The 24,315-nt window shown below is 73.6% G+C and carries 28 protein-coding genes and 1 pseudogene; 19 read left to right on the plus strand and 10 right to left on the minus strand.

Features of this window, described 5'->3' with window-relative positions; translation table 11 throughout:
• Positions 1 to 252: 252 nt before the first annotated feature.
• Complete coding sequence (locus tag ACFWPI_RS26630) at positions 253 to 969, minus strand: flavodoxin family protein (protein ID WP_380376701.1); 717 nt, start codon at positions 967 to 969, stop codon at positions 253 to 255.
• 209 nt (positions 970 to 1,178) lie between these two features.
• On the opposite strand from ACFWPI_RS26630, the pseudogene ACFWPI_RS26635 reads away from it, so the two are divergent.
• Positions 1,179 to 1,406: pseudogene (locus tag ACFWPI_RS26635) on the plus strand (ABC transporter ATP-binding protein); the annotation flags it as partial.
• A 97-nt stretch (positions 1,407 to 1,503) separates the two neighbouring features.
• On the opposite strand, the gene ACFWPI_RS26640 reads toward ACFWPI_RS26635, so the two are convergent.
• Positions 1,504 to 2,355 carry a methyltransferase domain-containing protein gene (locus tag ACFWPI_RS26640; protein WP_380376699.1) on the minus strand — a complete coding sequence of 284 codons (852 nt, stop codon included), beginning with the start codon at positions 2,353 to 2,355 and terminating at the stop codon, positions 1,504 to 1,506.
• Between the two features lie 107 nt (positions 2,356 to 2,462).
• Between ACFWPI_RS26640 and ACFWPI_RS26645 the strand changes: the two genes are divergently transcribed.
• Both ACFWPI_RS26645 and ACFWPI_RS26650 read left to right on the plus strand, forming a co-directional pair.
• On the plus strand, positions 2,463 to 2,783 hold the full coding sequence (locus ACFWPI_RS26645; RefSeq protein ID WP_380376697.1) for a hypothetical protein: 321 nt from the start codon (positions 2,463 to 2,465) through the stop codon (positions 2,781 to 2,783).
• A gap of 53 nt (positions 2,784 to 2,836) precedes the next feature.
• Entirely contained in the window at positions 2,837 to 3,289 is a 453-nt protein-coding gene (locus tag ACFWPI_RS26650; RefSeq protein ID WP_380376696.1) for a hypothetical protein, read from the plus strand.
• A gap of 87 nt (positions 3,290 to 3,376) precedes the next feature.
• On the opposite strand, the gene ACFWPI_RS26655 is transcribed toward ACFWPI_RS26650, so the two are convergent.
• Positions 3,377 to 4,495, minus strand: coding sequence for a DUF6745 domain-containing protein (locus ACFWPI_RS26655; RefSeq protein ID WP_380376694.1), 1,119 nt, complete (start codon positions 4,493 to 4,495; stop codon positions 3,377 to 3,379).
• Positions 4,496 to 4,694: 199 nt separating this feature from the next.
• Complete coding sequence (locus tag ACFWPI_RS26660) at positions 4,695 to 5,021, minus strand: hypothetical protein (protein WP_063350717.1); 327 nt, start codon at positions 5,019 to 5,021, stop codon at positions 4,695 to 4,697.
• Between the two features lie 200 nt (positions 5,022 to 5,221).
• Here ACFWPI_RS26660 and ACFWPI_RS26665 point away from each other — a divergent pair, with 200 nt between their 5' ends.
• The 7 genes from ACFWPI_RS26665 to ACFWPI_RS26695 all read left to right on the plus strand — a co-directional run bounded on the left by ACFWPI_RS26665 (position 5,222) and on the right by ACFWPI_RS26695 (position 12,197).
• Positions 5,222 to 6,178, plus strand: a complete 957-nt coding sequence (locus ACFWPI_RS26665) for an STM4015 family protein (protein ID WP_380376691.1) — start codon at positions 5,222 to 5,224, stop codon at positions 6,176 to 6,178.
• A gap of 77 nt (positions 6,179 to 6,255) precedes the next feature.
• Positions 6,256 to 7,191: an STM4015 family protein gene (locus ACFWPI_RS26670; RefSeq protein WP_380376689.1), complete on the plus strand. Its 936-nt coding sequence runs from the start codon at positions 6,256 to 6,258 to the stop codon at positions 7,189 to 7,191.
• A gap of 15 nt (positions 7,192 to 7,206) precedes the next feature.
• Positions 7,207 to 8,346 carry an STM4014 family protein gene (locus ACFWPI_RS26675; protein ID WP_380376687.1) on the plus strand — a complete coding sequence of 380 codons (1,140 nt, stop codon included), beginning with the start codon at positions 7,207 to 7,209 and terminating at the stop codon, positions 8,344 to 8,346.
• Positions 8,347 to 8,393: 47 nt separating this feature from the next.
• Positions 8,394 to 9,299, plus strand: coding sequence for an STM4013/SEN3800 family hydrolase (locus tag ACFWPI_RS26680; protein ID WP_380376744.1), 906 nt, complete (start codon positions 8,394 to 8,396; stop codon positions 9,297 to 9,299).
• Entirely contained in the window at positions 9,296 to 10,627 is a 1,332-nt protein-coding gene (locus ACFWPI_RS26685) for an STM4012 family radical SAM protein (protein ID WP_380376683.1), read from the plus strand. The genes ACFWPI_RS26680 and ACFWPI_RS26685 overlap by 4 nt, the downstream gene beginning before the upstream one ends.
• Positions 10,624 to 11,586 (plus strand): STM4011 family radical SAM protein, encoded by a 963-nt coding sequence (locus ACFWPI_RS26690; protein ID WP_380376680.1) that lies wholly within the window; start codon positions 10,624 to 10,626, stop codon positions 11,584 to 11,586. Before ACFWPI_RS26685 ends, ACFWPI_RS26690 begins: the two co-directional genes overlap by 4 nt.
• Before the next feature lie 230 nt (positions 11,587 to 11,816).
• Positions 11,817 to 12,197: a VOC family protein gene (locus ACFWPI_RS26695; protein WP_380376677.1), complete on the plus strand. Its 381-nt coding sequence runs from the start codon at positions 11,817 to 11,819 to the stop codon at positions 12,195 to 12,197.
• Positions 12,198 to 12,292: 95 nt separating this feature from the next.
• Here ACFWPI_RS26695 and ACFWPI_RS26700 read toward each other — a convergent pair whose 3' ends face one another.
• Positions 12,293 to 13,912 carry a YDG/SRA domain-containing protein gene (locus ACFWPI_RS26700; RefSeq protein WP_380376674.1) on the minus strand — a complete coding sequence of 540 codons (1,620 nt, stop codon included), beginning with the start codon at positions 13,910 to 13,912 and terminating at the stop codon, positions 12,293 to 12,295.
• Positions 13,913 to 14,173: 261 nt separating this feature from the next.
• Here ACFWPI_RS26700 and ACFWPI_RS26705 point away from each other — a divergent pair, with 261 nt between their 5' ends.
• Positions 14,174 to 14,503, plus strand: coding sequence for a hypothetical protein (locus ACFWPI_RS26705; RefSeq protein WP_063350711.1), 330 nt, complete (start codon positions 14,174 to 14,176; stop codon positions 14,501 to 14,503).
• A gap of 154 nt (positions 14,504 to 14,657) precedes the next feature.
• Entirely contained in the window at positions 14,658 to 15,548 is an 891-nt protein-coding gene (locus tag ACFWPI_RS26710) for a ribonuclease BN (protein ID WP_380376671.1), read from the plus strand.
• A gap of 82 nt (positions 15,549 to 15,630) precedes the next feature.
• Here the strand turns inward: ACFWPI_RS26710 and ACFWPI_RS26715 are convergent, their stop codons facing one another.
• Entirely contained in the window at positions 15,631 to 16,338 is a 708-nt protein-coding gene (locus ACFWPI_RS26715; RefSeq protein ID WP_380376668.1) for a rhomboid-like protein, read from the minus strand.
• Positions 16,339 to 16,475: 137 nt separating this feature from the next.
• On the opposite strand from ACFWPI_RS26715, the gene ACFWPI_RS26720 reads away from it, so the two are divergent.
• The 5 genes from ACFWPI_RS26720 (at position 16,476) to ACFWPI_RS26740 (ending at position 20,683) form a co-directional block, all read left to right on the plus strand.
• Positions 16,476 to 16,637: a hypothetical protein gene (locus ACFWPI_RS26720; protein ID WP_380376665.1), complete on the plus strand. Its 162-nt coding sequence runs from the start codon at positions 16,476 to 16,478 to the stop codon at positions 16,635 to 16,637.
• A 71-nt stretch (positions 16,638 to 16,708) separates the two neighbouring features.
• Positions 16,709 to 17,416 carry a rhomboid-like protein gene (locus ACFWPI_RS26725; RefSeq protein WP_380376663.1) on the plus strand — a complete coding sequence of 236 codons (708 nt, stop codon included), beginning with the start codon at positions 16,709 to 16,711 and terminating at the stop codon, positions 17,414 to 17,416.
• Between the two features lie 86 nt (positions 17,417 to 17,502).
• Positions 17,503 to 18,033 (plus strand): hypothetical protein, encoded by a 531-nt coding sequence (locus ACFWPI_RS26730; RefSeq protein ID WP_363374777.1) that lies wholly within the window; start codon positions 17,503 to 17,505, stop codon positions 18,031 to 18,033.
• A gap of 237 nt (positions 18,034 to 18,270) precedes the next feature.
• On the plus strand, positions 18,271 to 19,695 hold the full coding sequence (argG, locus tag ACFWPI_RS26735) for an argininosuccinate synthase (RefSeq protein ID WP_063350707.1): 1,425 nt from the start codon (positions 18,271 to 18,273) through the stop codon (positions 19,693 to 19,695).
• A gap of 319 nt (positions 19,696 to 20,014) precedes the next feature.
• Entirely contained in the window at positions 20,015 to 20,683 is a 669-nt protein-coding gene (locus ACFWPI_RS26740) for a GAP family protein (protein ID WP_380376658.1), read from the plus strand.
• A gap of 77 nt (positions 20,684 to 20,760) precedes the next feature.
• On the opposite strand, the gene ACFWPI_RS26745 is transcribed toward ACFWPI_RS26740, so the two are convergent.
• The 3 genes from ACFWPI_RS26745 to ACFWPI_RS26755 form a co-directional block, all read right to left on the minus strand.
• The gene (locus ACFWPI_RS26745; RefSeq protein ID WP_063350705.1) at positions 20,761 to 21,450 is read right to left on the minus strand and encodes a hypothetical protein; all 690 of its coding nucleotides are present in this window, start codon (positions 21,448 to 21,450) and stop codon (positions 20,761 to 20,763) included.
• Entirely contained in the window at positions 21,447 to 22,019 is a 573-nt protein-coding gene (locus tag ACFWPI_RS26750; protein ID WP_063350704.1) for an RNA polymerase sigma factor, read from the minus strand. The genes ACFWPI_RS26745 and ACFWPI_RS26750 overlap by 4 nt, the downstream gene beginning before the upstream one ends.
• Positions 22,020 to 22,275: 256 nt before the next feature.
• Positions 22,276 to 22,749, minus strand: coding sequence for a MarR family winged helix-turn-helix transcriptional regulator (locus tag ACFWPI_RS26755; protein ID WP_063350703.1), 474 nt, complete (start codon positions 22,747 to 22,749; stop codon positions 22,276 to 22,278).
• 118 nt (positions 22,750 to 22,867) lie between these two features.
• Here ACFWPI_RS26755 and ACFWPI_RS26760 point away from each other — a divergent pair, with 118 nt between their 5' ends.
• Positions 22,868 to 23,278: an organic hydroperoxide resistance protein gene (locus tag ACFWPI_RS26760; protein WP_063350702.1), complete on the plus strand. Its 411-nt coding sequence runs from the start codon at positions 22,868 to 22,870 to the stop codon at positions 23,276 to 23,278.
• Positions 23,279 to 23,406: 128 nt separating this feature from the next.
• On the opposite strand, the gene ACFWPI_RS26765 is transcribed toward ACFWPI_RS26760, so the two are convergent.
• The gene (locus tag ACFWPI_RS26765) at positions 23,407 to 23,787 is read right to left on the minus strand and encodes a hypothetical protein (RefSeq protein WP_380378341.1); all 381 of its coding nucleotides are present in this window, start codon (positions 23,785 to 23,787) and stop codon (positions 23,407 to 23,409) included.
• A 156-nt stretch (positions 23,788 to 23,943) separates the two neighbouring features.
• Between ACFWPI_RS26765 and ACFWPI_RS26770 the strand changes: the two genes are divergently transcribed.
• Positions 23,944 to 24,315, plus strand: a complete 372-nt coding sequence (locus tag ACFWPI_RS26770; protein ID WP_380343920.1) for a hypothetical protein — start codon at positions 23,944 to 23,946, stop codon at positions 24,313 to 24,315.

A 24,315-nucleotide genomic window follows, 5' to 3' on the forward strand; every position in this document is an offset into this window, starting at 1 on the left:
CATGTGTGACCCCAGCCCCAACCACCGCCGCCCCCTCGCGGACGCGACCCGCGAAGCCCGGGCTGCAGTCGTGATCGTGGTCATCCTCCTGGTGATCCGATCGCCGCATCTGAGCCCGGACGCGCCGGTCCTGGCGACCATCGTCGCAGGGATGTTCGGTCTCCGACTGAGGCCGTCCCGGCGCTCACGGGAGCTGTAACCGCTGTCGAAGCGACACCCGTCGCGCCGATTGCGGGAATTCGGCGCGACGGATCAGCGGTGTTCGGGGTTCTCGAAGTCGAAGCGGCAGCCGGCGTCCCACTCAGAGCGCTGGTTGCCGTGGGCCGGGATGCCTCCGGCGTCCTTTAGCACCCGCGCCAGGTGCAGTTGGTTCCATGTCATGAACGTGATGTTCCGGTTGGTGAAGTCGTTCTCCGGCCCACCAGACCCGGGGTCGAGGTAGGACGGCCCCGGCCCCGCCTCCCCCACCCAACCCGCGTCCGCCTGCGGCGGGATCGCGTACCCCAGGTGCTGGAGGCTGTAGAGCACGTTCATCGCGCAGTGCTTCGCCCCGTCCTCGTTCCCCGTGATCAGGCAGCCGCCCACACGTCCGTAATAGGCGTACTGACCACGTTCGTTGAGGATCGAGGAGCACGCGTACAACCGCTCGATGATCTTCTTCATGACAGAAGAGTTATCTCCCAGCCACACAGGCCCCGCTAGGGTCAGGATGTCTGCGGCCATAACCTGCGAGTAGACCACCGGCCACTCGTCCGTCTCCCACCCGTGCTCCGTCATGTCCGGCCAGACACCGGTCGCGATGTCGATATCCACCGCCCTGAGCACCTCGACCTGCACGCCCTGGCGCTCCATGATCCCGGTGCTGATGTCGATCAGCCCCTGCGTGTGGCTCCGCTCCGGCGACCGCTTGAGCGTGCAGTTGATCACCAGGGCGCGAAGGTCACGGAAGGACGTGCCGGAGTCGGTCATCGATGTGTCCCCTTGCGGACGAGGTGGGGGGTCAGCCGGTCAAGCACACCCGGCTTCCGACGTCGACAATGCCCCCGCTTGGTCCGGCCGAAGATCCCGCCTACTGTCTCGCCTCGTCGGGTGGAAGGACCGGTCGCCGCGCCAACGGTCGCGGAGTCGGCCGCCCGATCACCCGCCTGGCCCCGCACCGATGACATGTATCGCCGAATCACTCCGGCGCCAACGTCCTGCTGCTCGACGAGCCCACCAACAACCTCGACCCGGCCTCCCGGGCGGAGGTGCTGGCGGCGGTCGGCACCTACCCGGGCGCGATCGTGATGGTCACCCACGACCCGGGTGCCATCGAGGCCCTGCGGCCCGACCGCGTCCTGCTCCTCCCGGACGGCGACGAGGACCTGTGGCACGACTCCTACCTGGAGCTGGTCGCCCTGGCGTGAGCGGCGCCGCCTGACGCCGCCGCGTGACGGCGCCACCTGCCAGCCCGGCCGCGCCCCGCCGCCCTCCCCGGCGGGGCGCGGCCGGACCCGAGCCGTCCTACGGCTTGCGCGCCTCGATCAGGAAGCGCGCGGAGTGGGCGACGAACGGCCCCTCCGTCCGGATCAGGGCGTCCAGTTCACGCAGCCGGTCCCGGTAGGCCGCCACGGTGAAGCCCGGGACCATCCAGATCACCTTGCGCAGGAAGTACACCACCGCGCTGATGTCGAGGAACTCCATCCGGAGCCGCTCGGAGCGCAGGTCCACCACCTCCAGCCCGGCGTCGCGCGCGGCGGCGCTCTCGTCCTCCGGGCGGCGCGCCCGGCGTGCCTCGGGCTGCGGGCCGAGGAAGTACTCGACCAGTTCGAACCCGGACGCCGGCCCCACGTGCTGGGCGTAGTAGGCGCCGCCGGGCCGCAGCACCCGGGCGATCTCCGACCACCAGGCCTTCACCGGATGACGGCTGGTGACCAGGTCGAAGGCCCCGTCGCCGAACGGCAGCGGCGGCTCGTCCGGGTCCGCGACCACCACCACGCCCAGCGGGTGCAGCAGGCCGGTGGCACGCGCGACGTTCGGCGGCCAGGACTCGGTGGCCGCCATGGTGGCCGGAAGCGCTCCGCGCTGCGCGGGGGCAGGCGTCCCGGGGGCGGGCTGCCCTGCGGTGGGCAGCCCTTCGGTGGGCTGTCCTGCGACGGGCTTCGCAGCGGCGAGCCGGGCCGCGCCGGCCAGCACCTCGCCGCCGCCGGTCTGAATGTCCAAGGCTGCCGAGGCCCGACCCAGCCGCTCGGCCAGCAGCCGCTGGTAGCCCCAGGACGGCCGTTCCTCGGTGGCGCGGCCGGCGAGCCAGGAGAAGTCCCAGCCGTCCACGGACACCGCCTCGGCCTCGGCGATCAGCTCTTCGAAGGTGCGCATACCGGCATCATCCCGGTGGCCCGCCCGCCCGGCGAACCGTTTCACCCTCCGCTTCATCCCCTCGTGCCGCAGGGGCGGTTCCCCGGACCACGCGCAGACCGCCTGCCGTGATCAGCCCGTTCACCGGTCCCGAACCGCCGCCCCATCGTTCCCCGCCCCAGACCACCGAACGCGACGGCCGACGGTCCGTCATCTTCCAGCTCTGGCACTGGCACGAGGACAGCGAGCGCTACGACCTGGAGCTCTTCCACCTCACCCCCGATGCCACCGGCCAATGGCAGACCGACATCCGTCGCTCCACCTACTGGGCCCTCACCCAGTCCCAGCTCACCGCCCTCGCCTCCGAGGCCGGCTTCACCACCTCCCACTGGCAACCACCCGCCCGAACGGGCTTCTTCCAACCCGTGCTCATCGCCCGCGCCCCCTGACCCTGGCCGACCCCGACGACTGCACGATCCACACCGGCCGGGACAATTCCGGGGTGCTATTGACATGGATCGCCGAAATAGCGGACGAACCACTGGTACTGGAGCCGAGCGACCGGCGGGTCGAGTGGCGGACCAACACCTGGTACCTGAGTGCGGAGGATGAGGACAAGCAGTCCTTGTCCGTGACCGAGGTGGTCGCCGCCTTCGAACGAACCGCTCAGGCCATCCGGCACCGTATCCACGCGCTGGGCTTCGCCGGGCTGGCGACCTTCTACGTGTGGCACGACGAGCAGGTCGATCAACTCCGCTGCTCCACCGGATCGGTGGCCGTCGACGAACTGCCGTTCGGCGGCACCTACCTGCCCTCCGACGACCTCGTTCCGGTCGTCGAGGGCTTCCTGAGCGGCCGACAGCCAACCGGGACCAGCCCGTCGGACCAGACCGCGCCCAACGCCATGGCCCCCTTCCCCGTCTGGGTCCGCAACGTCGGACCGACCTCACACTGACCTGTCCCGCACCCCGCCGAGGGGCAGCCCCGAGATCGGCTGGCCGAGATGCGCGGCTCAGCGGCCTGCGCCGGGGGTCCGGGCCGGTCAGGTCTCGCGCTGCGGGTGGTACTCGGACTCGGGTATGCCGAAGGTCCAGGCGACCCCGGCGCGGGCGGTGCGGGTGCTCGGCGGGACGCGCAGCCAGTAGGTGCGGAAGGTGCCGTCGGGCTCGGCGGTCGAGTTGACGACCTCGACCATGACCACCGGTTCGTCGTCGGGCAGGGTGATCCGCCAGAGCACCCCGGTCTCGTCGCGGTGGATGGGCTCGGCACCGGAGTCGGCCAGGTAGCGCTCGTAGCCGTAGTGCTCCAGCAGGACACGGCGCAGTTCGGCGTTCTCCTCGGTGCGGATCCGCTCGACGGTGACGTCGGCCAGCCCGGCCAGGAACTCGGCGGGCACGGGCATGCCGCGCCAGGCGTGCAGGGCGAAGCCGTCGGCGTACTCCAGGGCGGGGCCGTCCGCCCGGTCGAGCCGCCCGGCCTCGTCACGGTGCAGCGCGACGGGGCGCTCGCTGACCAGCGCGACGTCCTGGTACGGCCACCACCAGCCGGCCTCGCGGGCCACCCCGGCGAGCGGCGCGACGGCCTCGGCGCTGCCCCCGGCCTCGTCGGAGGCGGCCTCGAAGGCGGCGAACCAGGGAGCGTCGTGCTGGCCGCGCACGGCGTCGAGCAGGGCGAGCCGGACGGTGGCGCGCCGGGCGCGGGCGGCGGCGGCCGCGTCGTCCGAGGCCTCCTCGCGGTCGGCCTCGGGGGCGAGCCGGTCGAGGACCGCCGTGCGGATGCGGTCGGCGAACGGGGTGGTGACCGGGCCGAGCTCGCCGCCGGTGAGTGCCCAGTGCGCCGCCCACCCGGCCGCGCCGACCTCCTCGACGGCCCGCCGCCGGGCCTGTTCCCAAGGCCCGGTGCGCACGGCCTCGCGTACGCTCACCGCGCCGGCGGCCCGCAGCTGCAGCGCCGCCTCGGCGGCGGCGAACGGCGAGCCGAACCAGCGGACGGCCGTGGGCTCGGGCAGCCCGGCCACCCGGTAGGCGGCCCGGACCGCGTGCTCGGCCGCCGACCGGTCGGCCGGGCCGGTGGCCGCCGCAGCGGCCCGCCAGCGGGCCGTCACCTCGGCGGGCCCGGCCGTCACCGCGCCCGCCGGGCGGTCAGGGATCGTCGTCTCCATCGTCTGCTCCGTTCCCGGCCGGGCTCCCCGCCCGGCCGCCTGCTTCCGTTCCGTTCGGCACTGCGCGTTCCACGCTGCACGTTCCGCGTGGCACACCGCGCCCGCCCACCCGTCTACCGGCTGTCTGCCATCGCCCGGCACCCGGCCACCCGCCCGTCGGCCGGTCCGTCAGCCGTCGGCCCGTTCGTCGGGCCCTGCGTCAGTCCGCGACCACCCGCACTGCGCCCGGGGTGTACTCGCGCTGGCGCACCACCCGGTACCAGCTCTTCGGCAGCGGTATCGCCGCATGCTCCTCGTGCACCACCCGGCCGCCCTCGGGCAGGTGCAGCCAGCCCGCGCCGAACGGACCGGCCTCCCGGCGCAGTTCCCCGGGACCGACCACGGCGTGCGCGTGGCCGGTGACCTCCCCGAGGGCCAGCACCATCCGGCCCCGGCCGTCCCGGGGCTGGACGGCCAGCGCGGCCACCCGGGGCGGCACGGCACCCTCCTCGACCGGCACGATCAGCACATCGCCCTGGCGGTACATCAGTCCTCCCTCGCCGTACGGCCGGACCCGACGACTGCCGGAATCCCGGGCTCCACCGCGCTGTTCGCGGTCACGTTCCGGAGCCACGACCAGAACGTAGAGCAAGGGTCTGACAACGCGCCCGGCCGGCCACCCGGCCACCGGATTGTCGGACCCGGCTGGTAGACACGTGTTCGGCCCCGACCCCTGAGGAGCAGCGCATGACCGTCAACCACCACATCGAGCAGTTCCACGGTCTCCCGGTCTTCGACTTCGTCCAGGCCCTGGACGAGGCCGCCGACGGCGGCGACGCGGCAGCCGTGACCCTGCCGGAGCCGGCGTCGGCCGCCTGGCGGATCGGCCTGCACTACGAGTCCGAGGAGGCCTTCACCAAGCGCTGGCGGCAGTTCCTCGACACGGTCGACACCGAGCGCGTGACGGCCGTGGTGATCGGCCCGTGGTTCTCCGACGAGCCGGAGCAACTCGACGCCGCCCTGGCCGCGATCGTCGAGGCGGCGGACCGGCTGCCCGCGCTGCGGGGGCTCTTCGTCGGCGACGTCACCTACGAGGAGAGCGAGATCTCCTGGTTGGAGATGTGCGATGTCACCCCGCTGCTGACGGCCTACCCCGAACTGACCGAGCTGGTGGTGCGCGGCGGCAGCAACCTGGAGCTGACACCCGTGCGCCACGAGGCGCTGCGAGCGCTGCGCTTCGAGGCCGGCGGCCTGCCGGCCCCGGTGGTGCGGGCGGTGGCCGGCTGCGACTTCCCCGCCCTGGAGCGGCTCGAACTCTGGCTCGGCGTCGACAACTACGGCGGCGACGCCACGCTGGACGACCTCGCCCCCTTCCTGGACGGCACGCGCTTCCCCGCGGTGCGCCATCTGGGCCTGCAGAACAGCGAGTTCGAGGACGACATCGCGGCCGCCGTGGCGCACGCGCCCGTGGTGGCCCGGTTGGAGTCGCTCAGCCTCGCCATGGGCGTACTGACCGACCAGGGCGCCACCGCCCTGCTGGAGGGCCAGCCCCTCACCCACCTTCGCGCCCTCGACCTGCACCACCACTTCCTCACCGGGGAGGTGCAGCAGCGCCTCACCGAGGCCCTGCCGGGCGTCGAGATCGACCTCTCCGAGGCCGGAAAGCCCGACGACCGGTGGCGCTACGTCGCCGTGGCCGAGTAACCGTCACCGACCGCGCGCCCGAAGCCGCCGCACCACCACACCGACCAGCCCACCACACCCATCCGTCTGGAGCCGACATGACCGTCTCCCTCCACCCCGACCGCTTCCACGACCTGCCGATCCGCGACTTCACCCCCGACGACGGCACCCGCACGCCGCCCGCCGCCGGCTCGGTCGCCTGGAGGCTCGCCCTGGACTACGACGCGAAGCACGACTTCGCGCAGCTCTGGCAGACCTTCCTCGACACCGTCGACCCTGGCGGAATCCGCGCCCTGGTGATCGGCCCCTGGTGGCACGGCGGCTACGTCCCCGTGGCCGCCACCGTCGCCGCCATCGCCGCGGACGCGGAGCGCCTGCCCGCCCTGGAGGCGCTCTTCCTCGGGGACGTGACCTACGACGAGTGCGAGATCTCCTGGATGGAGATGGGCGACGTCACCCCGCTGCTGACGGCCTTCCCCGGGCTGACCGAGCTGACCGTCCGCGGCGGCACGGACCTGAGCCTCCAGCCGGTGCGGCACGACCGGCTGACCGCGCTGCGCTTCGAGGCCGGCGGCCTGCCGGCCCGGGTGGTGCGGGCGGTGGCGGGTTCCGAGCTGCCGGCGCTGGAGCGCCTGACGCTCTGGCTCGGCGTGGACGAGTACGGCGGTGACGCCACGATCGACGACCTCGGGCCCTTCCTGGACGGCGCCCGCCTCCCGAGCCTGCGCCACCTCGGGCTGGCCAACAGTGAGTTCCAGGACGAGATCGCCTCGGCCGTCGCGCACGCGCCCGTGGTGGCCCGGCTGGAGTCGCTCGACCTGTCCATGGGCGTGCTCTCCGACGAGGGCGCCGCCGCCCTGCTGGAGGGCCAGCCGCTCACCCACCTGCGCGCCCTCGACCTGCACCACCACTACCTCAGCGAGGAGCTGCAGCAGCGCCTCACCGAGTCCCTGCCCGGGGTCGCGCTCGACCTCTCCGAGGCCGAGGACCCCGACGAGGACGACGGGGACCGCTACGTCGCGGTCGCCGAGTAGGCGGGTGACGGCACGATGACACCGCAGCTGACCGTCCTCGGCAATCCCGGGCACCGACGGGTGACGCTGTTCGCCGCCGCCGCCCGGGCCGCCGGGCTGCCCGAGCCCGCCGTCCTGCCCTGGCTGGACGTGCTGCACGGCGACTACCGGCTGCCCGAGGACGGCCTGCTGCGGATCGAGTCGCCCGGTGAGGAGGCCCTGGTCGACGAACTGCTGCGCGGCCCGGCGCTCGGCCCGTCCTACGCGCCGACCCGGGTCGAGGGCACGGCCGCCTGGTACGCGGGGGTGACGGCCGCGCTGCGCGAGCTGGCCGGACGCCCCGGCGTACGGCTGCTGGGCGATCCGGAGGAGATCGCCGTGATGTTCGACAAGCGGCGGGCGCACGCGCTCCTCGCCGCCGCCGGGGTGCCGGTACCCCGGGCGCTGAGCGGCGAGGTCACCGGCTGGGAGCAGTTGCGCGGGCGGCTGGCCGCGGCCGGCCTTCGCCGGGTCTTCGTCAAGCCCGCGCACGGCTCCTCCGCCTCCGGGGTGACGGCCCTGCAGTTCGGGCCGCGCAGGCAGGTCCTGGCCACCACGTCGGTCGAGCTGGCCGACGGGCTGCTGCACAACTCGCTGCGGGTCCGCCACTACCGCAGCGAGCGGGAGGTGGCCGAGATCATCGACCGGCTGGCACCGGACGGGCTGCACGTCGAGCAGTGGATCCCGAAAGCCGCGCAGTCCGGCCGCTCGGCGGACCTGCGCGTGGTGGTGGTCGCCGGCCGGGCCACCCACGCGGTGGTGCGCACGAGCGCGCAGCCGATGACCAACCTGCACCTCGGCGGCGCCCGGGGCAGCCTCGACCTGGCCCGGGAGGCCGCCGGGCCCGCATGGCCGGCCCTGCTGGAGACGGCCGAGCGCGCGGCGGCCTGCTTCCCCGGCTCGTTGATGGTCGGGGTCGACGTCCTGCCCACGGCCGGCTGGCGGCGCGCCCTGGTCGGCGAGGTCAACGCCTTCGGCGACCTGCTCCCCAACCTCACCGGCCTGCCCGGCGGCCCCGCCGAGGGCCTCGACACCTACGGCGCCCAGATCGCCGCCCTCACCGGGGCCACCGGCCGCACCACCGGAACGCCCCTCCCCACCCCGACGGACCACCAGATCACGGAACCCTCCCGATGAACCACCAGACCTCCCCCCACACCCAGGCTCCCGCTCCGGCCCCCGACATGAACGCGGTCGTCGGCACGCACGACCTGCTGCTCGTCACACTCGACACGCTCCGCTTCGACGTCGCCGAGGAGCTGGCCGCCGCCGGCCGGATCCCGCACCTCGCCGCCTTCCTCCCCGGCGGCCGCTGGGAGCGCCGGCACGCGCCCGGCAGCTTCACCTACGCCTCCCACCAGGCGATCCTGGCCGGTTTCCTGCCCACCCCGGCCTCCCCCGACGGCCCCCACCCGCGCCTGTTCGCGGCCCGCTTCGCCGGCTCCGAGAGCACCGCCCCGCGCACCTGGGTGTTCGACGCACCGGATCTGCCGACCGCCCTCGCCGCCGCCGGGTACCGGACGGTCTGCATCGGCGGCGTGGGCTTCTTCAACAAGCAGGGCCCGCTCGGCTCGGTGCTGCCCGGCCTGTTCCAGGAGAGCCACTGGGAGCCCGGGATGGGCGTGCCGTCCCCGACGTCCTTCGAGGAGCAGGTCGCCCGGGCGGAGCGGGTCGCCGCCGAACAGCCCGCCGGGCAACCGCTGTTCCTGTTCCTGAACGTCTCGGCGCTGCACCAGCCCAACTGGTTCCACCTGCCCGGCGCCACCCGTGAGCACGGCGACTCCCGGGCCAGCCACGGCGCCGCCCTGGAGTACGTGGACGCCCACATCGGCCGGCTCTTCGCGGCGATGAGCGCCCGCCGCCCCTGCTTCGCGATCGTCTGTTCCGACCACGGCACGGCGTACGGCGAGGACGGCTACACCGGGCACCGGATCGGCCACGAGGTGGTCTGGACCGTCCCGTACGCCCACTTCACGATCCCCTCAGCCGTCCCCGATGCCGCCCCCACAGCCGCCTCAGCTTTCCCTGCCCCCGCTGCCGTCCCCGCCACCGTCACAGCCATCGCCGCCACCACCGAGGAGCGCGCATGACCACCGCACCCCCGCGCCCCGACTCGCCCTACCAGTCCTACGTCTACGCCTACCCGCACAAGACCGCCTACCGCCCGCTGCCGGAGCGCCCGGGGCTGCGCGAGCTGTGGGCCGGCGAGGCACAGGACGCGCTCTCGCTCTACCTGCACATCCCGTTCTGCGAGGTCCGCTGCGGCTTCTGCAACCTGTTCACCAGGATCGGCAGCCCCGAGGGCCTGACCACCGCGTACCTGGACGCCCTGGAGCGCCAGGCGGTGGCCGTCCGCACCGCTCTGGACGAGGGCGCGCGCTTCGCACTGGCCGCCTTCGGCGGCGGCACGCCCACCTATCTGACGGCCGGCGAGCTGGAGCGGCTGTGCGACATCGCCGAGCGGCGGATGGGCGCCGACCTGCGGGCGATACCGCTCTCGGTGGAGGCCTCCCCCGCCACCGCGACCGCCGACCGGCTGGAGGTCCTGGCCGCCCGGGGCACCACCCGGCTGAGCCTGGGCATACAGTCCTTCGTCGACGCCGAGGCCCGCTCCGCCGTGCGCCCGCAGAAGCGGGCCGAGGTGGAGGCCGCCCTCGACCGGATCCGTGCCGCCGGGTTCCCGGTGCTCAACATCGACCTCATCTACGGCATCGACGGCCAGTCCGAGGCCAGTTGGCTGCACTCGCTGGACGCCGCGCTCGCCTGGCAGCCCGAGGAGCTGTACCTCTACCCGCTCTACGTGCGCCCGCTCACCGGCCTGGCCCGGCGCGGCGAGCAGGAGAGCCAGTCCGCCTGGGACACCCGCCGGCTCGCGCTCTACCGCACCGGCCGCGACCACCTGCTGGCCCACGGCTACCAGCAGGTGTCGATGCGGATGTTCCGCCGCGCCGCTTCCCCGCAGGCCGGGGCGAGCGAGTACGCCTGCCAGACGGACGGCATGGTCGGCCTGGGCTGCGGCGCCCGCTCCTACACCTCGCGGCTGCACTACTCCTTCGACTACGCGGTGAACGCCACCGAGGTGCGCGGAATCATCGACGGCTTCGTCGCCACCGAGGACTTCCACCACGCCGAGGTGGGCCACCGGATGAGCGGCTGGGAGCCGCGCCGACGGCACCTGGTGCAGTCGCTGCTCCAGGCCGAGGGCATGCCGCTGGCCGACTACCGGGCCCGCTTCGGCAGCACACCGGCCGCCGACTTCCCGGCGGAGCTGGCCGAGTTCACCGCCCGCGGCTGGCTCGCCGATGACCAGGACCGCCTGGTGCTCAGCCCGGAGGGCCTGGCGCACTCGGACGCGGCCGGGCCGATGCTGTTCTCGCCCGAGGTCCGGGCCCTGATGACGGCGTACGAGGCGAAATGACCTTCCTCGGCCTGCCGTCCACCACCCCGCCCGCACCGCGCACACCGACCGCGCCAACCGCAGAGACCGGCGCGACCGCCGCGACCGACCGTGGGCGCGACCTCACCCTGCTCTACCGTGGCCCACTCGCCTCCTGCGACTACGACTGCCCCTACTGCCCGTTCGCCAAGCGCCGCGACACACCCGATCAACTGCGCGCCGACCGCGCGGCCTTGGAGCGGTTCACCGGCTGGGCGGCCGAACGGGCGGGCAGCGGCGACACCCTCGCCCTGCTGTTCACGCCCTGGGGCGAGGGCTTGGTGCGGTCGTGGTACCGACGGACGTTGGTCCAGCTGAGCAAGCTCCCGCACGTACGCCGGGTGGCGATCCAGACCAACCTCAGCTGCCGGACCGACTGGCTCGCCGAGGCCGATCCCGACACCCTCGCGCTCTGGGTGACGTACCACCCCGGCCAGGTCACCCGGGAGCGTTTCCTCGCCAAGTGCCTGGAGCTGGACGCCCTGGGCGTGCGCTACAGCGTCGGCGTGGTCGGCCAGCCCGAGCACCTGGCCGAGGCCCGCCGGCTGCGCGCCGAGCTCGCCGCAGGCGTCTACCTCTGGGTCAACGCCGCCGAGGGCCGCACCTATACCGACGCCGAGGCCGCGGACTGGGCGGCCGTCGACCCGCACTTCGGCTACAGCCGGCACGCCCACCCCAGCGCCGACCGCCCCTGCCGCACCGGCGAGTCCGTGCTCTCCGTGGACGGCGACGGTACCGTCCGCCGCTGCCACTTCGTCCGGGACGTTCTCGGCAACCTGTACGACGGCTCCTACCGCACCCAACTGCGGGCGCGCGGCTGCCCGTTGCCGGTCTGCGACTGCCACATCGGCTACGTCCACCTGGAGACCCTGCCGCTGTACGAGCTGTTCGGCGCCGGCGTGCTGGAGCGGGTGCCGCACGCCTGGCCGCAGCGCGGCTGAGGCCGGGCGGCGGGACGCGACAACCCGATTGCCGGACGGGGCCGCCACCCGTGAAAGCACACGAACGACCGTGCCGGACCCTCCGCGCCCCGCTCGTCCCGCTCGACCGCACCTCTCCGAGCGCGGCAACACCCGGCAATCTCCCGCACACGCCCCGCCGCCGCCCACCGCCCCCGTGGGCGCCCGCCCGCCGACGTCCCTAGCCTGGAAGCAGGAGGAGGCGAAGCACCATGCTTGGAGACGCACCACTGCAGGCCGTCATCCCCGCCGCCGACCTCGCCCGCGCGAGGAGTTTCTACACCGACACCCTCGGCCTCAAGCTCGCCGAGGAGACCGACGAGGAACTGGTCTGCGACTGCGGCGGCACCCAGTTCACGATCTACCACACCCCCAGCGGCGGAAAGGCCGCCCACACCCTCGCCAGCTTCAAGGTCGCCGACCTCGACAGCGCGATGTCCGCCCTGCGTGAGCGCGGCATCACGTTCGAGGAGTACGACTTCCCCGGGCTGAAGACCGTCAACGGCATCGCCGAACGCGACAACCTGCGCGCCGCCTGGTTCAAGGACAGCGAGGGCAACATCCTCTGCCTGGCCCAGTCCGTCAGCCGGTAGCACGATCCCCCCGGCCCCGCCCTCGGCTCAACCCGCTGCCCCGCCCGTTCACCACGAGCAGACGGGGCGGCGGCCGAGATGACCGGACGGGAGGCTCAGCGCATGCCCTCGTGCCGGGGAACCCCGTGCCGCCGCCGGTGCTCCGCGAGGCGCTTCCGGTCGACGACGTGATCCGGCGTCTCCCGCAGCCGGCCCAGCACGGAGCTGTCGTCGCGGCTCACCACCGTGAGGTCGTCATTGACGATCAGCATGCCGAAGTCGAACAGCACGTGGTGGTTGGCACACAGGCAGAGAACGTTGTCGACGGTGTCCGATCCGTGGTGCGGACTCCCCAGGGGCGTGATGTGTGCGGCCTCGGCGTAGGCGCCGCCCGGGACCGCCATGCGGACGCCGCACAACTGACAGGTGTAGTCGTGCGCACGTTTCACGTGGGTGGCGATCGCGGTGTTCCGGACGACGCGCACGACCGATGTCGCGGATCGGACGGGCCCCGCCTCCCGAACGTCCTCATCCGTCGGGGTCGTCACCCGATCCGCCACCCGATCCGCCATCCGATCGGTCACCCGATCCGATACCGGCGCCGTCACCCGGTCCGATACCCGGGCGACTGCCGCGGCCTGTTCGGCCGGGGGAAGGGCGACCAGGCGGAACCGCCACACGAGGAAGCCGCCGGAGGAGGTCTCGGACCAGAGGTCCTCGACCAGGAAGAGCCCGTCGTAGCGGTAGAAGGAGCGGGTCGCGGTGGTGACTCCCCGGACCACGCGAACCGGGGCCCCGGTCGCCGCGCTCGTCGCCAGGGCCGCGTTGCCGCGCGTCAGCTGCTGGTTCCGGGCCGGCTGCCCCGTCTGCGGGCTCCGCCCGCCCTCCCCGGTGTAGACGATCACATCGCCGAGATCCTCGTCGTCCTGGTACCCACCGGAGACCACGATCGATTCCGCGCCGAGTTCTCGCAGACCGCAGATACCGGCCTGGAGCGGCCGGTGCACGCCGGCGAGCGAGAGCGTCCGCCGGTTGTCGAACTCCTGGCCCAGCCGTACGCCCGGCACCGGCCCGATGCCGTCGGGGAGCGGGCCGAACTCGACGGGCGCCTGCCCTTCCGGGAGGGCCGTGGCCAGTTCCCTGACCCTCGCCCGCTCCTCCTGCCGCGCCGTCTGGGCGCGGAAGAGCACTTCCCCGATGAAGGTGTCCCGGGTGGCCGCCAGCCAGGCGCTGTCATCGGTGCCCAGCGCGGACAGCCCGTCGAAGAGTTCGCGAAGCCGCGACTCCGTCGGAATGGTCCGTCCGTCCAGGTAGGAGTCGAGGGTTCGCGCGCTCAGGTCGCAGTGGCGCGCCACCCGTTCGGTCGACGGGTCGCCGACCTTGTTCCACAGTCCACGCAGCGCGCGGGTGAAGTCCTCCTCCTCGGGTGTGCGGCCCGCCGTCGCCGCGCCCTGCCGCCGGGCCGCCTCCGCGAGGCCTTCCTCGGCGGCACGTCGCCGGTCGTGCCACTGCCGCCGTTCGAGCTCGCTGCCGCTGCCCCACGCCTCGACCATGGCGTCCAGGTTCTTGGCGCTCGGCAGGCGGGATCCGTTCAGGGCGGCGTAGACCGCCGTCCGCGAGGCGCCTAGCGCGACGACCGTCTCGACCGTGCCCCGGGACCGTTCCTTGAGTTCGCGGAGCTCGCGGGCGAAGGAGACCAGCGGGCCCGTTCCACTCAGCGGGAGCCTGCGCGCCACATCTCCACCGTGAGATTCCTCACAGTTCCTCTCCCATTTCCTGTGATGAGGGTCACATCGTCGACGTCGGTACGCCTCCGACCTGGACCAACATCAACTTTCTCAAGTCCCGCGATGTTTTCTGCGGTTTTTCGGCCTTTCGCAGCTCTGTCATCGTATCCACTGTCGGTACGAGCCGTACGCCCCACAACGGAGCGACGGCTCCCTGCGTCAACAGGAAGCCGTCATCACTCGTAGCCCCATCAACACCCGGAGAACTACATGCACGAGGGTACGGGGATTCCCGCGTCGGGCGGAAGCGCCCAGGCCACGGGCACCGCACCGCCCGCACCGGGCCCCCGCTGGCTCGCTCCGGCCGGAGTCGCCGCGACCGGCGCTGGCCCGGTCGCGGCCGGGTTCCAGAGCAACAACACCATCGCGATCATCTCGGCGGCCCCGAGCCTCGTCGTGGTGCTGCTGTTCTTCTTCGGGGTCGTCTGCCCGGCGGTCTGGTCGCGCAAGGCCCAGCGCAAGAAGGCGGCCCTCAACGTGCTCAACACCCTCATCGGGCGGAACCCCACGAGCCTCACGAGCCCGCCGCCCCGACGGTAGACCCACGACCACACCACACCCGCTACCCGGCCCCGACCCCAGACGCCCGACGCCGCCCACCCGCCAGCCTGCGGACGGACACCTCCGGTGGCGGGGCGGGCCGGGCTGGCCTTGACTGGGGCGGATCGTTGCCCCGCTGCGGGAGGACCGAGAGATGAGGTCGGTGAGGGAGGCCGCCGGCCGTTGGGGGGAGCGGCTGGCCCGGGGGCGCGGGCGGTGGGAGCGAGCGCGGGCCGAGGCCGAGCGGCGCTTCCCCGTGATCACCGAGCTGACGGCCCGGATGCTCTCCCCCGGACTGCTGGACGCCGCCACCCGGATGGCCTCCCAGATCTTCCTGACCTCCGTACCACTGCTGTTCGCGGTGGCCGCGTTCGCCCCGACCGGCGTGCGGGACCAGATGGTCGCCTCGCTCCGCTCGCTCTTCGGCATCTCCGGCGCCACGGATCAGCAGTTGCACCAGTCGCTGTACGGCACCGGGGACCTGCGGCAGACCACCGGGTTCATCGGCGTGCTGATGGCACTGCTGTCGGCGACCAGCTGCAGCCGCGCGGTGGCCCGGGTCTGCGAGCACGCCTGGCGGCTACCGAAGGCCGGGACCAAGGTGGCGGCCTGGCGGTGGCTGCTGTGGATCGTGACCTGGCTGGCGGTGCTGCTGTTCCAGGGCCCGCTGCGGGACGGCTTCGGCGCCGGCTTCTGGCTGGGCCTGCCGCTGACCTTCACCGCCTCGTTCGTCGTCTGGTGGTGGACCGCCCACCTGCTGTTGAGCGCCCGGGTCGGCTGGCTGCCGCTGCTGCCCGGCGCGCTGCTGACAGCCGCCGCGGCCACCGCACTCTCGCTGACCGCCCGGATCTACATGCCGGACGCGCTGAACCGCGCGCTGGCCCAGTATGGTTCGCTGGGCCTGGTGCTGATGGGGCTGTCCTGGCTGATCGTGCTCTGCGCCGCCATCACCTTCTCCGTCACTGCGGGGGCGGTGCTGGCCCAGGAGCCCCCGCTGAACGTCTACCTGGGCGCGCCCGCCCCGGGCCCCCCGCGCACCCGCTGATCCGTCGACGCCACCACCACCACGACGCAGCCACCAACCACCGCCGCCACCGCCACCATCACTGCTGCCATCGCCACCACCGTCAACGCCGGCGCAGCCGCCCTCGGACGAGCCGGCCCGTGGCGACCGGGTCCCAGGAGCCCGGGCGGTCCCGGGTCAGCGGGTAGCAGGCCAGGCCGATCAGCACGGCGCTGAAGTGGCCGATGCTGGTGTAGTCCCGGCTCTGCGCGACGCCCAGGCCGTAGAAGACCAGCACACCGGCCACGTACAGGTACCGCCAGGGCCGCACGATCAGATAGGTGAGCACCGCGACCACCCCGGCGAGCACGTAGCTGACGCCGTAGTCGAGGGTGTAGACGGCCCTCGGCGGGGCGATGCCGCGGTGGATCGCCCACCCGAGCAGGCCCTCGCTGAGGTAGGTCGCGCCGACGTGCGCGATCATCGCCACCGAGATCCAGCGCAGGGTGCCGAGCCAGCGTTCGGCGGGCACGTGGAAGAGGTTGTAGAGCAGGAAGTAGCTCAGCCACCCGCCGCCCGCGATCCACAGCGCGCTGGTGATCAGCACGCGCACCGGCGAGACCTGGAGGTGGTGCAGGTTGGTCGAGCGCCGTTCCAGGATCCGGTCGGCGGTCGCGGTGTCGACGTGGCGGATCACCTGCGTGGTGGCGAGCAGGATCGCCAGCCAGACGTAGGTGCCCGGGGCCCGGCGGACGTAGGTCCAGACCGCGTGCGCGAGGCGTGCCCACCAGGGGCGCCGGTGTCCGGGCGCGTTGGTGGTGCCACCGGTCATCGGCGCCTCCTCGACGGTTCCCTTCACCCTCACCCGGGGCGCCTCCGGGCGCGTCGACGCGCTGCGCCCTTCGGGTGACCGGGTCTCGCGGACAGTCTCCCGCATCCCCCCACGCCCTGGACCCGGCGCCGGCCACCGTGGTGGTCCGCGCACTGAACGCCGACCCGGCCGGGCACCCGGCGGACGGCGCGGCACTGCTGGAGCTGCTGACGGCCGCTCCGGTCCCGGGCAGCCCGGCGCCGAACGCGAGTTCGGTCGGCGAGGAGATCACCCGGGGCTGGCGTACGCTGACGCTCTGACCGCCCGGAACGGGCCGCCGGGGGCCGCCGGGCGGCACCACCGGGACCGCACAGCGAGGGCGACGGGCACGATGAGCGAGCGCGGCACGACGACCGCACCTGCAGGTATCGACGCCGGCGCCGGCGCGCGGCACCCGGCGCTGCGCGTGGCGGACCGGCTGCGGCTGCGGCTGCGGCTGCGGCTGACCACGGTGTACGTGCTGCTGCTGACCGCGACGGCCTGCTGGCTGGCCGGCCAGAGCCACGGCGCCCGGGCCCGGTTCGTCCGGCACAACAGCAGCAACGTCCACCACATGGAGGTCGGCAAGTGGTGGACGATGTTCACCAGCGGGCTGGTGGTCGACGGGGTGCCCGCCTGGGCGGGCATCGCGGCGGTGGCCGTGGTGCTGGGCCTGGCCGAGTGGCGCTGGGGCCCGGCCCGGGCCGGCGCGGTCTTCGTCTTCGGGCACCTGGGCGCCACCCTGCTCACCGAGGGCGCCATGTGGGTGATGCTCACCGCCCGGATCCCGGGGGCGCTGTCCCGCGCGCGTGACGTCGGGATCAGCTACGGGCTGGTCGGCACCGCCGGGTGCCTGCTGGCCCTGGGCCCGGCTCCGCTGCGCCGGTTCGGGCTGCCCGCGCTCGGGCTGGGGCTGGCCGTGACCTGGGCACTGGACCAGCAACTGGCCGACGCCGGGCACCTGGTGGCGCTCGGCCTCGGCGCGCTGGCCGCCCGGACGCCCTGGCTGCGCGGCCGGGCGCGGGCCCGGGCCCGGGTGCCGGTCTCCGCCACGCGCTGACGACCCTCCGCCGTTCCTCCGGCGTTCCTCCCGACGTTCCTCCCCGGGGTCTTGCGATCACCCCCACCCCGAGTAATGCTGATTACATGATTACAACCTCACCCGAAGAGCTCCGGGGGTGGTTCACCGGCCGCCTCCCCGCCGACCTGTTCACCGATCTCGTCGAGATCACCGCGGACCGCGAAGAGATCACCGTCGTCGGCCGCATCACCGAACCCGTCCTCGACCAGGCAGCATCGGACGCCGAGCGCGAAGCGGCGCTCGAGGGCCGGATCGCCGAGTTCCGCGACCGGACCAGGGACGCCCGGATCGCCGTCGCCCGGGAGGCCGAGCGCCGTTACGGCCGCAAGGTCTCCTGGGGCGCCGAGTGCGGCGACCTGAGGGGCATGTTCACCACCGTCTCCGCCCCCGTCATGACCCGGCTGCGCCAGCCCGAACGGCAGGTGCTCGACACCCTGGTGGAGGCGGGCGTCGCCCGCAGCCGCAGCGAGGCGCTCGCCTGGTGTGTCCGCCTGGTGCAGCGCCACTCCGACACCTGGCTCACCGAACTGCGCGAGTCGCTGGAGAACGTCCGCCGCCTGCGCGCCCAGGGGCCGGACGCCGACAGCGCCTCCTGACCCCCGCCCCGGCATACGACCTCCCAACGCGCCTGGGAGAAAGCCGGGTTGGGGCACGGCGACCACCGATCGGCCACGGCGGGGGGCGGCAACAGGAGCGGCCGCCCCTCGCCGAGCCGATCGTATGCTCTTGCGGTACTCTGCAAACCTATGCCAGAGTGCGGGCATCGGATACGCCGAATCCCCTCACACGTCGCTAAGTCAGGAGCCCGCGCCTCGCGGGTCAAGGGTGCATGCATGTCGAAGGTCTTGAGCAAGCTGCCGGTCGGTGAACGGATCGGCATCGCATTCTCCGGTGGATTGGACACCTCCGTCGCCGTCGCGTGGATGCGCGAGCACGGCGCCGTCCCCTACGCCTACACGGCCGACATCGGCCAGTACGACGAGCCGAACCTCGCCGACGTCCCGGCCCGCGGCCGCGCCTACGGCGCCGAGCAGGCCCGGCTGGTCGACTGCCGGGCGGCGCTGGTCGAGGAGGGCCTGGCCGCCCTCGCCTGCGGCGCCTTCCACATCCGCTCCGCCGGGCAGACGTACTTCAACACCACCCCGCTCGGCCGCGCCGTGACCGGCACCCTGCTGGTCCGCGCGATGCGCGAGGACGAGGTCTCCATCTGGGGCGACGGCTCCACCTACAAGGGCAACGACATCGAGCGGTTCTACCGCTACGGTCTGCTCGCCAACCCCAGCCTGCGGATCTACAAGCCGTGGCTGGACCAGCGGTTCGTCACCGAGCTCGGCGGCCGCAAGGAGATGTCCGCCTGGCTCTCCGAGCGCGACCTGCCGTACCGCGACTCCGCCGAGAAGGCCTACTCCACCGACGCCAACATCTGGGGCGCCACCCACGAGGCCAAGCGGCTGGAGTACCTGGACACCTCGATGGAGATCGTCAGCCCGATCATGGGCGTGGCCTTCTGGGACCCGGCGGTCGAGATCCAGACCGAGGACGTGACGATCGAGTTCGAGTTCGGCCGTCCGGTCCGCATCAACGGCCGGGCGTTCGCCGACGCCGTCGAGCTGGTGCACGAGGCCAACCGGATCGGCGGGCGCCACGGCCTGGGCATGTCGGACCAGATCGAGAACCGCATCATCGAGGCCAAGAGCCGCGGCATCTACGAGGCCCCCGGCATGGCGCTGCTGCACACCGCCTACGAGCGGCTGCTCAACGCGATCCACAACGAGGACACCGTCGCCACCTACCACACCCAGGGCCGCCGGCTCGGGCGGCTGCTGTACGAGGGCCGCTGGTTCGACCCGCAGTCGCTGATGCTCCGCGACAGCCTGCAGCGCTGGGTCGGCCAGCCGGTCACCGGCAGCGTCACGCTGCGACTGCGCCGCGGCCAGGACTACTCGGTGCTCGACACCCAGGGCCCGAACCTCAGCTACCACCCCGAGAAGCTGTCCATGGAGCGTAGCGTCGACGCCGCGTTCGTCCCGGACGACCGCATCGGCCAGCTGACCATGCGCAACCTCGACATCGCCGACTCGCGCAGCAAGCTGGAGCAGTACGCGGTGCACGGCCAGCTGGCGCCGTGGAGCGGCCTGATCGGCGAGCTGGCGCCCGGCGGGGCGGCGCCGATCGCCGCCGCCGGCCCCGACGCCGAGGCGCTGGCGGCCAAGTCCACCGCGCTCGACAGCGCCGCGATCGAGTCGGGCAACGACTGATCCGCTGCCGTGACCACGTCCGAGGGCCGCCGCACCGCACCGGTGCGGCGGCCCTCGGCGGTTCCGGTCGAACGACGGCCGTTCCGCGCCTGAGCCCCCGGGCCTCACCCGCACAGCGGTCCCGGCCGTGCACGGCGGCCCCGGGCGTAGCTGAATGGGGCAGACGTGTGCCCGGCGGAGCAGGCCCGGGGCAGCGGCTTCACCGGACGCCCCGGGGCAGCGGCTTCACGGGACGAGCCCGAACCGCGGCTGCGCCGGACGGGCGCTGACGGCGGCTGCGCCGGGCGAGCCCGGGCGACGGCGAGGAGGTGGGAGCGGGATGGGCGAGGCGGTCGGTTCGATGCTGGCGTCGGCGGTGGGCCTCGCGATCAGCCCGCCGGCGCTGGTCGCGGTGGTCCTGATGCTGGCCGCACCGCGCGGGCGGACCATCGCGCTCGCCTTCGCGGCCGGCTGGGCGGTCGGCCTGGCGGCGGTGGTGGCGGTCGTGGTGGCGGCGGGCAGCGCACTGGGTTCGGGTGGCGGTCGGCCGACCTGGCCGTACTGGCTGGAGCTCGCGCTGGGCGTCCTGTTCGTCCTGATGACCGCGAAGCAGTGGCGCGACCGGCCCCGCGCGGGGCATGTCACCGCGCCGCCGAAGTGGATGCGGGTGGTGGGCCGCTTCAGCGCGGGCCGGTCGGCCGGTCTCGCGGTGGCCCTGGTCACGACCGGCCCGAAGAACCTGGCACTGGCCGTCGGCGGCGCGGCCTCGATCGCCGCCAGTACGGCCGGGGTCGGGGGCACGGTGGTGGCCGCCGCGCTGATGGTGCTGATCGGTTCGCTGTGCACGCTGCTTCCGCTCGCGGTCCACCTGCTCCGCGGGGACCGCTCGGCGCGGACCCTCGGGGAGTGGAAGGCCTGGCTGGCCACCCACAGCACGGCGATCACGACCACCGTGCTGGCCGTGATCGGGGCCGAGTACGTCGGCGACGCCATCACGGGGCTCGCGTGAGCCCGCGGGCGGCGGCCGCCCAGCTGCCACCACCACCGCCCTCCACCCACCAGCGCCCCACCGCCCCACCGCCCGGCTCACCGGATGCGCACCACCCCTCTCCCCCGCACCGACCGCAGGCCCAGGCGTCCGCCGTCCGCCCCCGGGCGCACCGCCAGCACGTCCCTGAGCGTCAGCAGGATCTCGCCGTCGTAGCGCTCGGCCAGTTCCCGCGCCAGTTGCGCGGCGCCGCCCGGCCCGGCGTCCGGGGCCAGGGCGGGCAGGTGGCCGGGGGCGCTGAGGTCCTCGGCCTGGGCGGCCCAGCGGGCCGCGTCCCGGGTCTCGCCCTCGGCCGCGTAGTGGACGGCCAGGCAGTGCACGGCCAGCTGGTCGCCGTACTGCGTCGCGATCCGCCACCAGAAGACGCCGTCCGCGGTGCGGCCCATCCCGTAGAGCAGGCAGCCGAGGGTGCGGAAGGCCGTCTTCTCGGCGAGTTCGAGGTCCAGAGCCAGTTCGGCCGGGTCCACCGCGCCCGCCACGGTGGCGCACAGGTGCCGTAGGTCGCGGCGGAGCTCGGTCCGGCCGCCGGCCCACGGGGGCTCGCCGAAGGCGTGCGGCGGCCGGGCGTTCGCGGGCGGGCGGGCCGGGCGTTCGCGGGCGGGTGGCGCGGGCCGGCGGGCGGCGGCGAGCCGCTCGGCCAGCCGACGGGTGAAGGCGGCCGGGTCGTGGTCGCGGAACTCGCGTTCCAGCAGGGCGGCGTCCGCCCGCAGCAGTTCGGTGACCTTCACGGCGCCTGCCCGTCGTCCGGCTGCTCCAGCAGGTACTCCAGGTGGCGCCGCCCGAGGCTGTAGTAGGTGCGGGCGGTGGTGTGCGCGATGCCGAGGCTGCGGCCGATGTCCGGGTAGGACAGGCCCGCCTGGCGCAGCCGGACGACGTCGGCCTGGACCGGGGCGGCGCGCGCGAGCTCCTCCATCGCCCAGTCCAGCGCGTCGAGTTCGGCGAGCTGGTCCAGTTCGTCCTGGCTGGTGTCGGGCCGGCGCTGCGCGATGACGCGCAGCCGTTTGCGTTCGGCACGGCGGCGCTCGCGCAGGAGGTCCACCACCGCATCCTTGACGATCTTGAAGGCGAAGGCCTGCGGGTCGGCGCTGGCCAGGGCGCGGCGCCAGTTCTTGTAGAGCGTGGCGCCCGCGTTCTGGACGGCGTCCTGCGCGTCCTCGCGATGTCGCAGGCGCTGCTGGGCGTACCGGAGGTAGCCCGGGTGCTCGCGGGTGAAGAAGGCCTCGAAGTCGGCCGGCAGCGCGCCGAGCGGGTCCGCCCGCAGGTCCCGCTTCTCGCCCGGCCCGGGGGTGTTCAGCACACGCGCCCCCCTTTCGTGGGTCAGCTGGCCGGCCCACCGGGTGGCACGCCGACGGCCCCTGGGGGCTCGTGGTGTAACCGTCCGGGCGGCCCGGGTTGTTGACCGGATCGGGCGGACAATTGGCGACCGTTTCCGTTCACTTTCGAAAACCGGCGCTGACCTGCCGGTTCGGCCCCGACAGGAGCCCGGGACCCAGACGCACGTGACCCACGTCACAGACCGTGGACCGCCCGACTTGACAGGGCGGATGCCGCGACTACGGCGCCGGCTCCACCACCGCCGAGTCCAGCGCGGCGGTCACCCGCTCCAGCAGTACGCGCAGCGCGGCCAGGTCCTCGACCGGCAGGCCGGTCGCGTCGAACAGCCGGCGGGGCACCCGGCCGGCCCGCTCGCGCAGGGCGGAGCCCTCGGCGGTGAGGCTGACGGTGACCGACCGCTCGTCCTCCGGGCTGCGCTCGCGCCGCACCAGTCCGGCCGCCTCAAGCCGCTTGAGCAGCGGGGAGAGCGTGCCGGAGTCGAGCCGCAGGCGCTCGCCGATCCGCTTGACGGGCAGGTCGCCGTCCTCCCAGAGCACGAGCAGGACGAGGTACTGGGGGTAGGTGAGTCCGAGGTCGCGGAGCAGCACCCGGTAGACGCCGCCGAAGGCGCGGGAGGCCGCGTTCAGCGAGAAGCAGATCTGCTGGTCGAGGCGGAGCAGTTCCTCGTCCGCCATGCCGGGGAGCGTGGTCATGGCTCCATGGTACCGATCACCCTCACGCCATTCAGTTGTGCGCAATTGAATTGCGTGCTCTACTTATCTCCAGAGGGCGGCCCGGGCGGCCGCCGGAACACACGAAGGGAACCCGACCATGGACGCGCTCTACACCGCAGCCGCCACCGCCAACGGCCGGGAGGGCCGCGCCGTCAGCTCCGACGGACAGCTGGACCTCGCGCTCGCGATGCCGCCCGCGCTCGGCGGCAGCGGCCAGGGCACCAACCCCGAGCAGCTGTTCGCGGCCGGCTACGCGGCCTGCTTCGCCAGCGCCCTCGGCCTGGTCGGCCGCCAGGCCCGGGTCGACACCAGCGAGGTCTCGGTCACCGCCGAGGTGTCGATCGGCAAGGACGGCGCCGGCTTCGGCCTGGCCGTCGTGCTGCGCGTCGAACTGCCCGAGGCACTCGCGGACGGGACCGGCGAGCAGCTGGTCAAGCAGGCGCACGAGGTCTGCCCGTACTCGCGCGCCACCCGCGGCAACATCCCGGTCGAGCTGGTCGTCGAATAGGCCCAGCAGGCCACGCACGCCGAGTAGACCGCGCAGGCCGAACGGGCTGCGCAAACGCCGGCCAGGCCGCCACCGCAGGCGGGCCCGCCACACGCACCACCGTGTGGCGGGCCCGCCTGCGCCCCGGCTCAGCCGTCACCCGGCCCGTTCACCGAGCGCAGCGTGTCGAGCCTGTGCCGGTACTCCTCGGTGTCGATCTCGCCACGTGCGAACCGCTCCGCGAGCAGTTGCTCGGGCGTCGGCCCGGCCGCCGCGCCGTGCGGTGCGCCCCACCCCGGCCCCGCCGCACCCGAAGCCGCCGAGCCCGAACCCGGACCCGCCGCACCCGGACCCGGACCCGGACCCGGACCCGCCGGGCCGTACGGCAAAGGCCGGCGCGACCGCGACACGTACCGGAACAGGGCGATGGCGGCGAGCACCAGCACCAGCAGGACCAGCAGCGTCAAGACCGCCATCACACCGATGCCCCAGCCACCCAGGACGTGGCCGTGTCCGTGCCAGTACCTCATGGGGACCTCCTCCTCCGGCCCCGCAGCCGGGGCCCGCCGAGGTGACCAGCGCCTCACCACCATCGTGCGCCCGCACCGGGCCGAAGCGCCCTGAAGAAAGCCTGAGAAAACGTTCCGGCGCTCAGCGCCCGGCCCACCGGGGTAGCGTTGCCGCCCATGAACCACCACCCACCGGCCGACGACCGCTCGCCCGAGCAGCTCGTCGCGGCCGGGGTGCTGCGGCGCCACGGGGACCATCGCCCCCACCCCGCGCTCGGCCACTCCCCGATCAGCTACGTCTCCACCGCGCTCTGGGCCGAACTCACCGCGCTCGCCATCGCACCGCCCGCGGCCGAAGCGACCGCCACCGCCCTGCTGCACGCCATCGCCGCGCGCGCCGTGGACGCGGCCCTGGCCCCCGGCAACGAACGCGCCCCGCGCGACGACCTGTACGTGGCCCACCCCGCGCACATCGGCGCGCACCGCCGGACGGTCTGGTTCCAGCGCTCCGGCCCGCGCGGCCCGGTCACCGCCACCTTCGCCCCGTGA

The organism is Kitasatospora sp. NPDC058492 (assembly GCF_042720685.1).
Taxonomy (GTDB): Bacteria; Actinomycetota; Actinomycetes; order Streptomycetales; family Streptomycetaceae; genus Kitasatospora.

Coding starts and splice junctions, on each gene's coding strand:
- ACFWPI_RS26630 (WP_380376701.1), bottom strand. CDS start 969: ATGACCGACTCCGGCACGTCCTTCCGTGACCTTCGCGCCCTGGTGATC.
- ACFWPI_RS26640 (WP_380376699.1), bottom strand. CDS start 2,355: ATGCGCACCTTCGAAGAGCTGATCGCCGAGGCCGAGGCGGTGTCCGTG.
- ACFWPI_RS26655 (WP_380376694.1), bottom strand. CDS start 4,495: ATGGAGACGACGATCCCTGACCGCCCGGCGGGCGCGGTGACGGCCGGG.
- ACFWPI_RS26660 (WP_063350717.1), bottom strand. CDS start 5,021: ATGTACCGCCAGGGCGATGTGCTGATCGTGCCGGTCGAGGAGGGTGCC.
- ACFWPI_RS26665 (WP_380376691.1), top strand. CDS start 5,222: ATGACCGTCAACCACCACATCGAGCAGTTCCACGGTCTCCCGGTCTTC.
- ACFWPI_RS26670 (WP_380376689.1), top strand. CDS start 6,256: ATGACCGTCTCCCTCCACCCCGACCGCTTCCACGACCTGCCGATCCGC.
- ACFWPI_RS26675 (WP_380376687.1), top strand. CDS start 7,207: ATGACACCGCAGCTGACCGTCCTCGGCAATCCCGGGCACCGACGGGTG.
- ACFWPI_RS26680 (WP_380376744.1), top strand. CDS start 8,394: ATGAACGCGGTCGTCGGCACGCACGACCTGCTGCTCGTCACACTCGAC.
- ACFWPI_RS26685 (WP_380376683.1), top strand. CDS start 9,296: ATGACCACCGCACCCCCGCGCCCCGACTCGCCCTACCAGTCCTACGTC.
- ACFWPI_RS26690 (WP_380376680.1), top strand. CDS start 10,624: ATGACCTTCCTCGGCCTGCCGTCCACCACCCCGCCCGCACCGCGCACA.
- ACFWPI_RS26695 (WP_380376677.1), top strand. CDS start 11,817: ATGCTTGGAGACGCACCACTGCAGGCCGTCATCCCCGCCGCCGACCTC.
- ACFWPI_RS26705 (WP_063350711.1), top strand. CDS start 14,174: ATGCACGAGGGTACGGGGATTCCCGCGTCGGGCGGAAGCGCCCAGGCC.
- ACFWPI_RS26710 (WP_380376671.1), top strand. CDS start 14,658: ATGAGGTCGGTGAGGGAGGCCGCCGGCCGTTGGGGGGAGCGGCTGGCC.
- ACFWPI_RS26715 (WP_380376668.1), bottom strand. CDS start 16,338: ATGACCGGTGGCACCACCAACGCGCCCGGACACCGGCGCCCCTGGTGG.
- ACFWPI_RS26725 (WP_380376663.1), top strand. CDS start 16,709: ATGAGCGAGCGCGGCACGACGACCGCACCTGCAGGTATCGACGCCGGC.
- ACFWPI_RS26730 (WP_363374777.1), top strand. CDS start 17,503: ATGATTACAACCTCACCCGAAGAGCTCCGGGGGTGGTTCACCGGCCGC.
- argG (WP_063350707.1), top strand. CDS start 18,271: ATGTCGAAGGTCTTGAGCAAGCTGCCGGTCGGTGAACGGATCGGCATC.
- ACFWPI_RS26740 (WP_380376658.1), top strand. CDS start 20,015: ATGGGCGAGGCGGTCGGTTCGATGCTGGCGTCGGCGGTGGGCCTCGCG.
- ACFWPI_RS26755 (WP_063350703.1), bottom strand. CDS start 22,749: ATGACCACGCTCCCCGGCATGGCGGACGAGGAACTGCTCCGCCTCGAC.
- ACFWPI_RS26760 (WP_063350702.1), top strand. CDS start 22,868: ATGGACGCGCTCTACACCGCAGCCGCCACCGCCAACGGCCGGGAGGGC.
- ACFWPI_RS26765 (WP_380378341.1), bottom strand. CDS start 23,787: ATGAGGTACTGGCACGGACACGGCCACGTCCTGGGTGGCTGGGGCATC.
- ACFWPI_RS26770 (WP_380343920.1), top strand. CDS start 23,944: ATGAACCACCACCCACCGGCCGACGACCGCTCGCCCGAGCAGCTCGTC.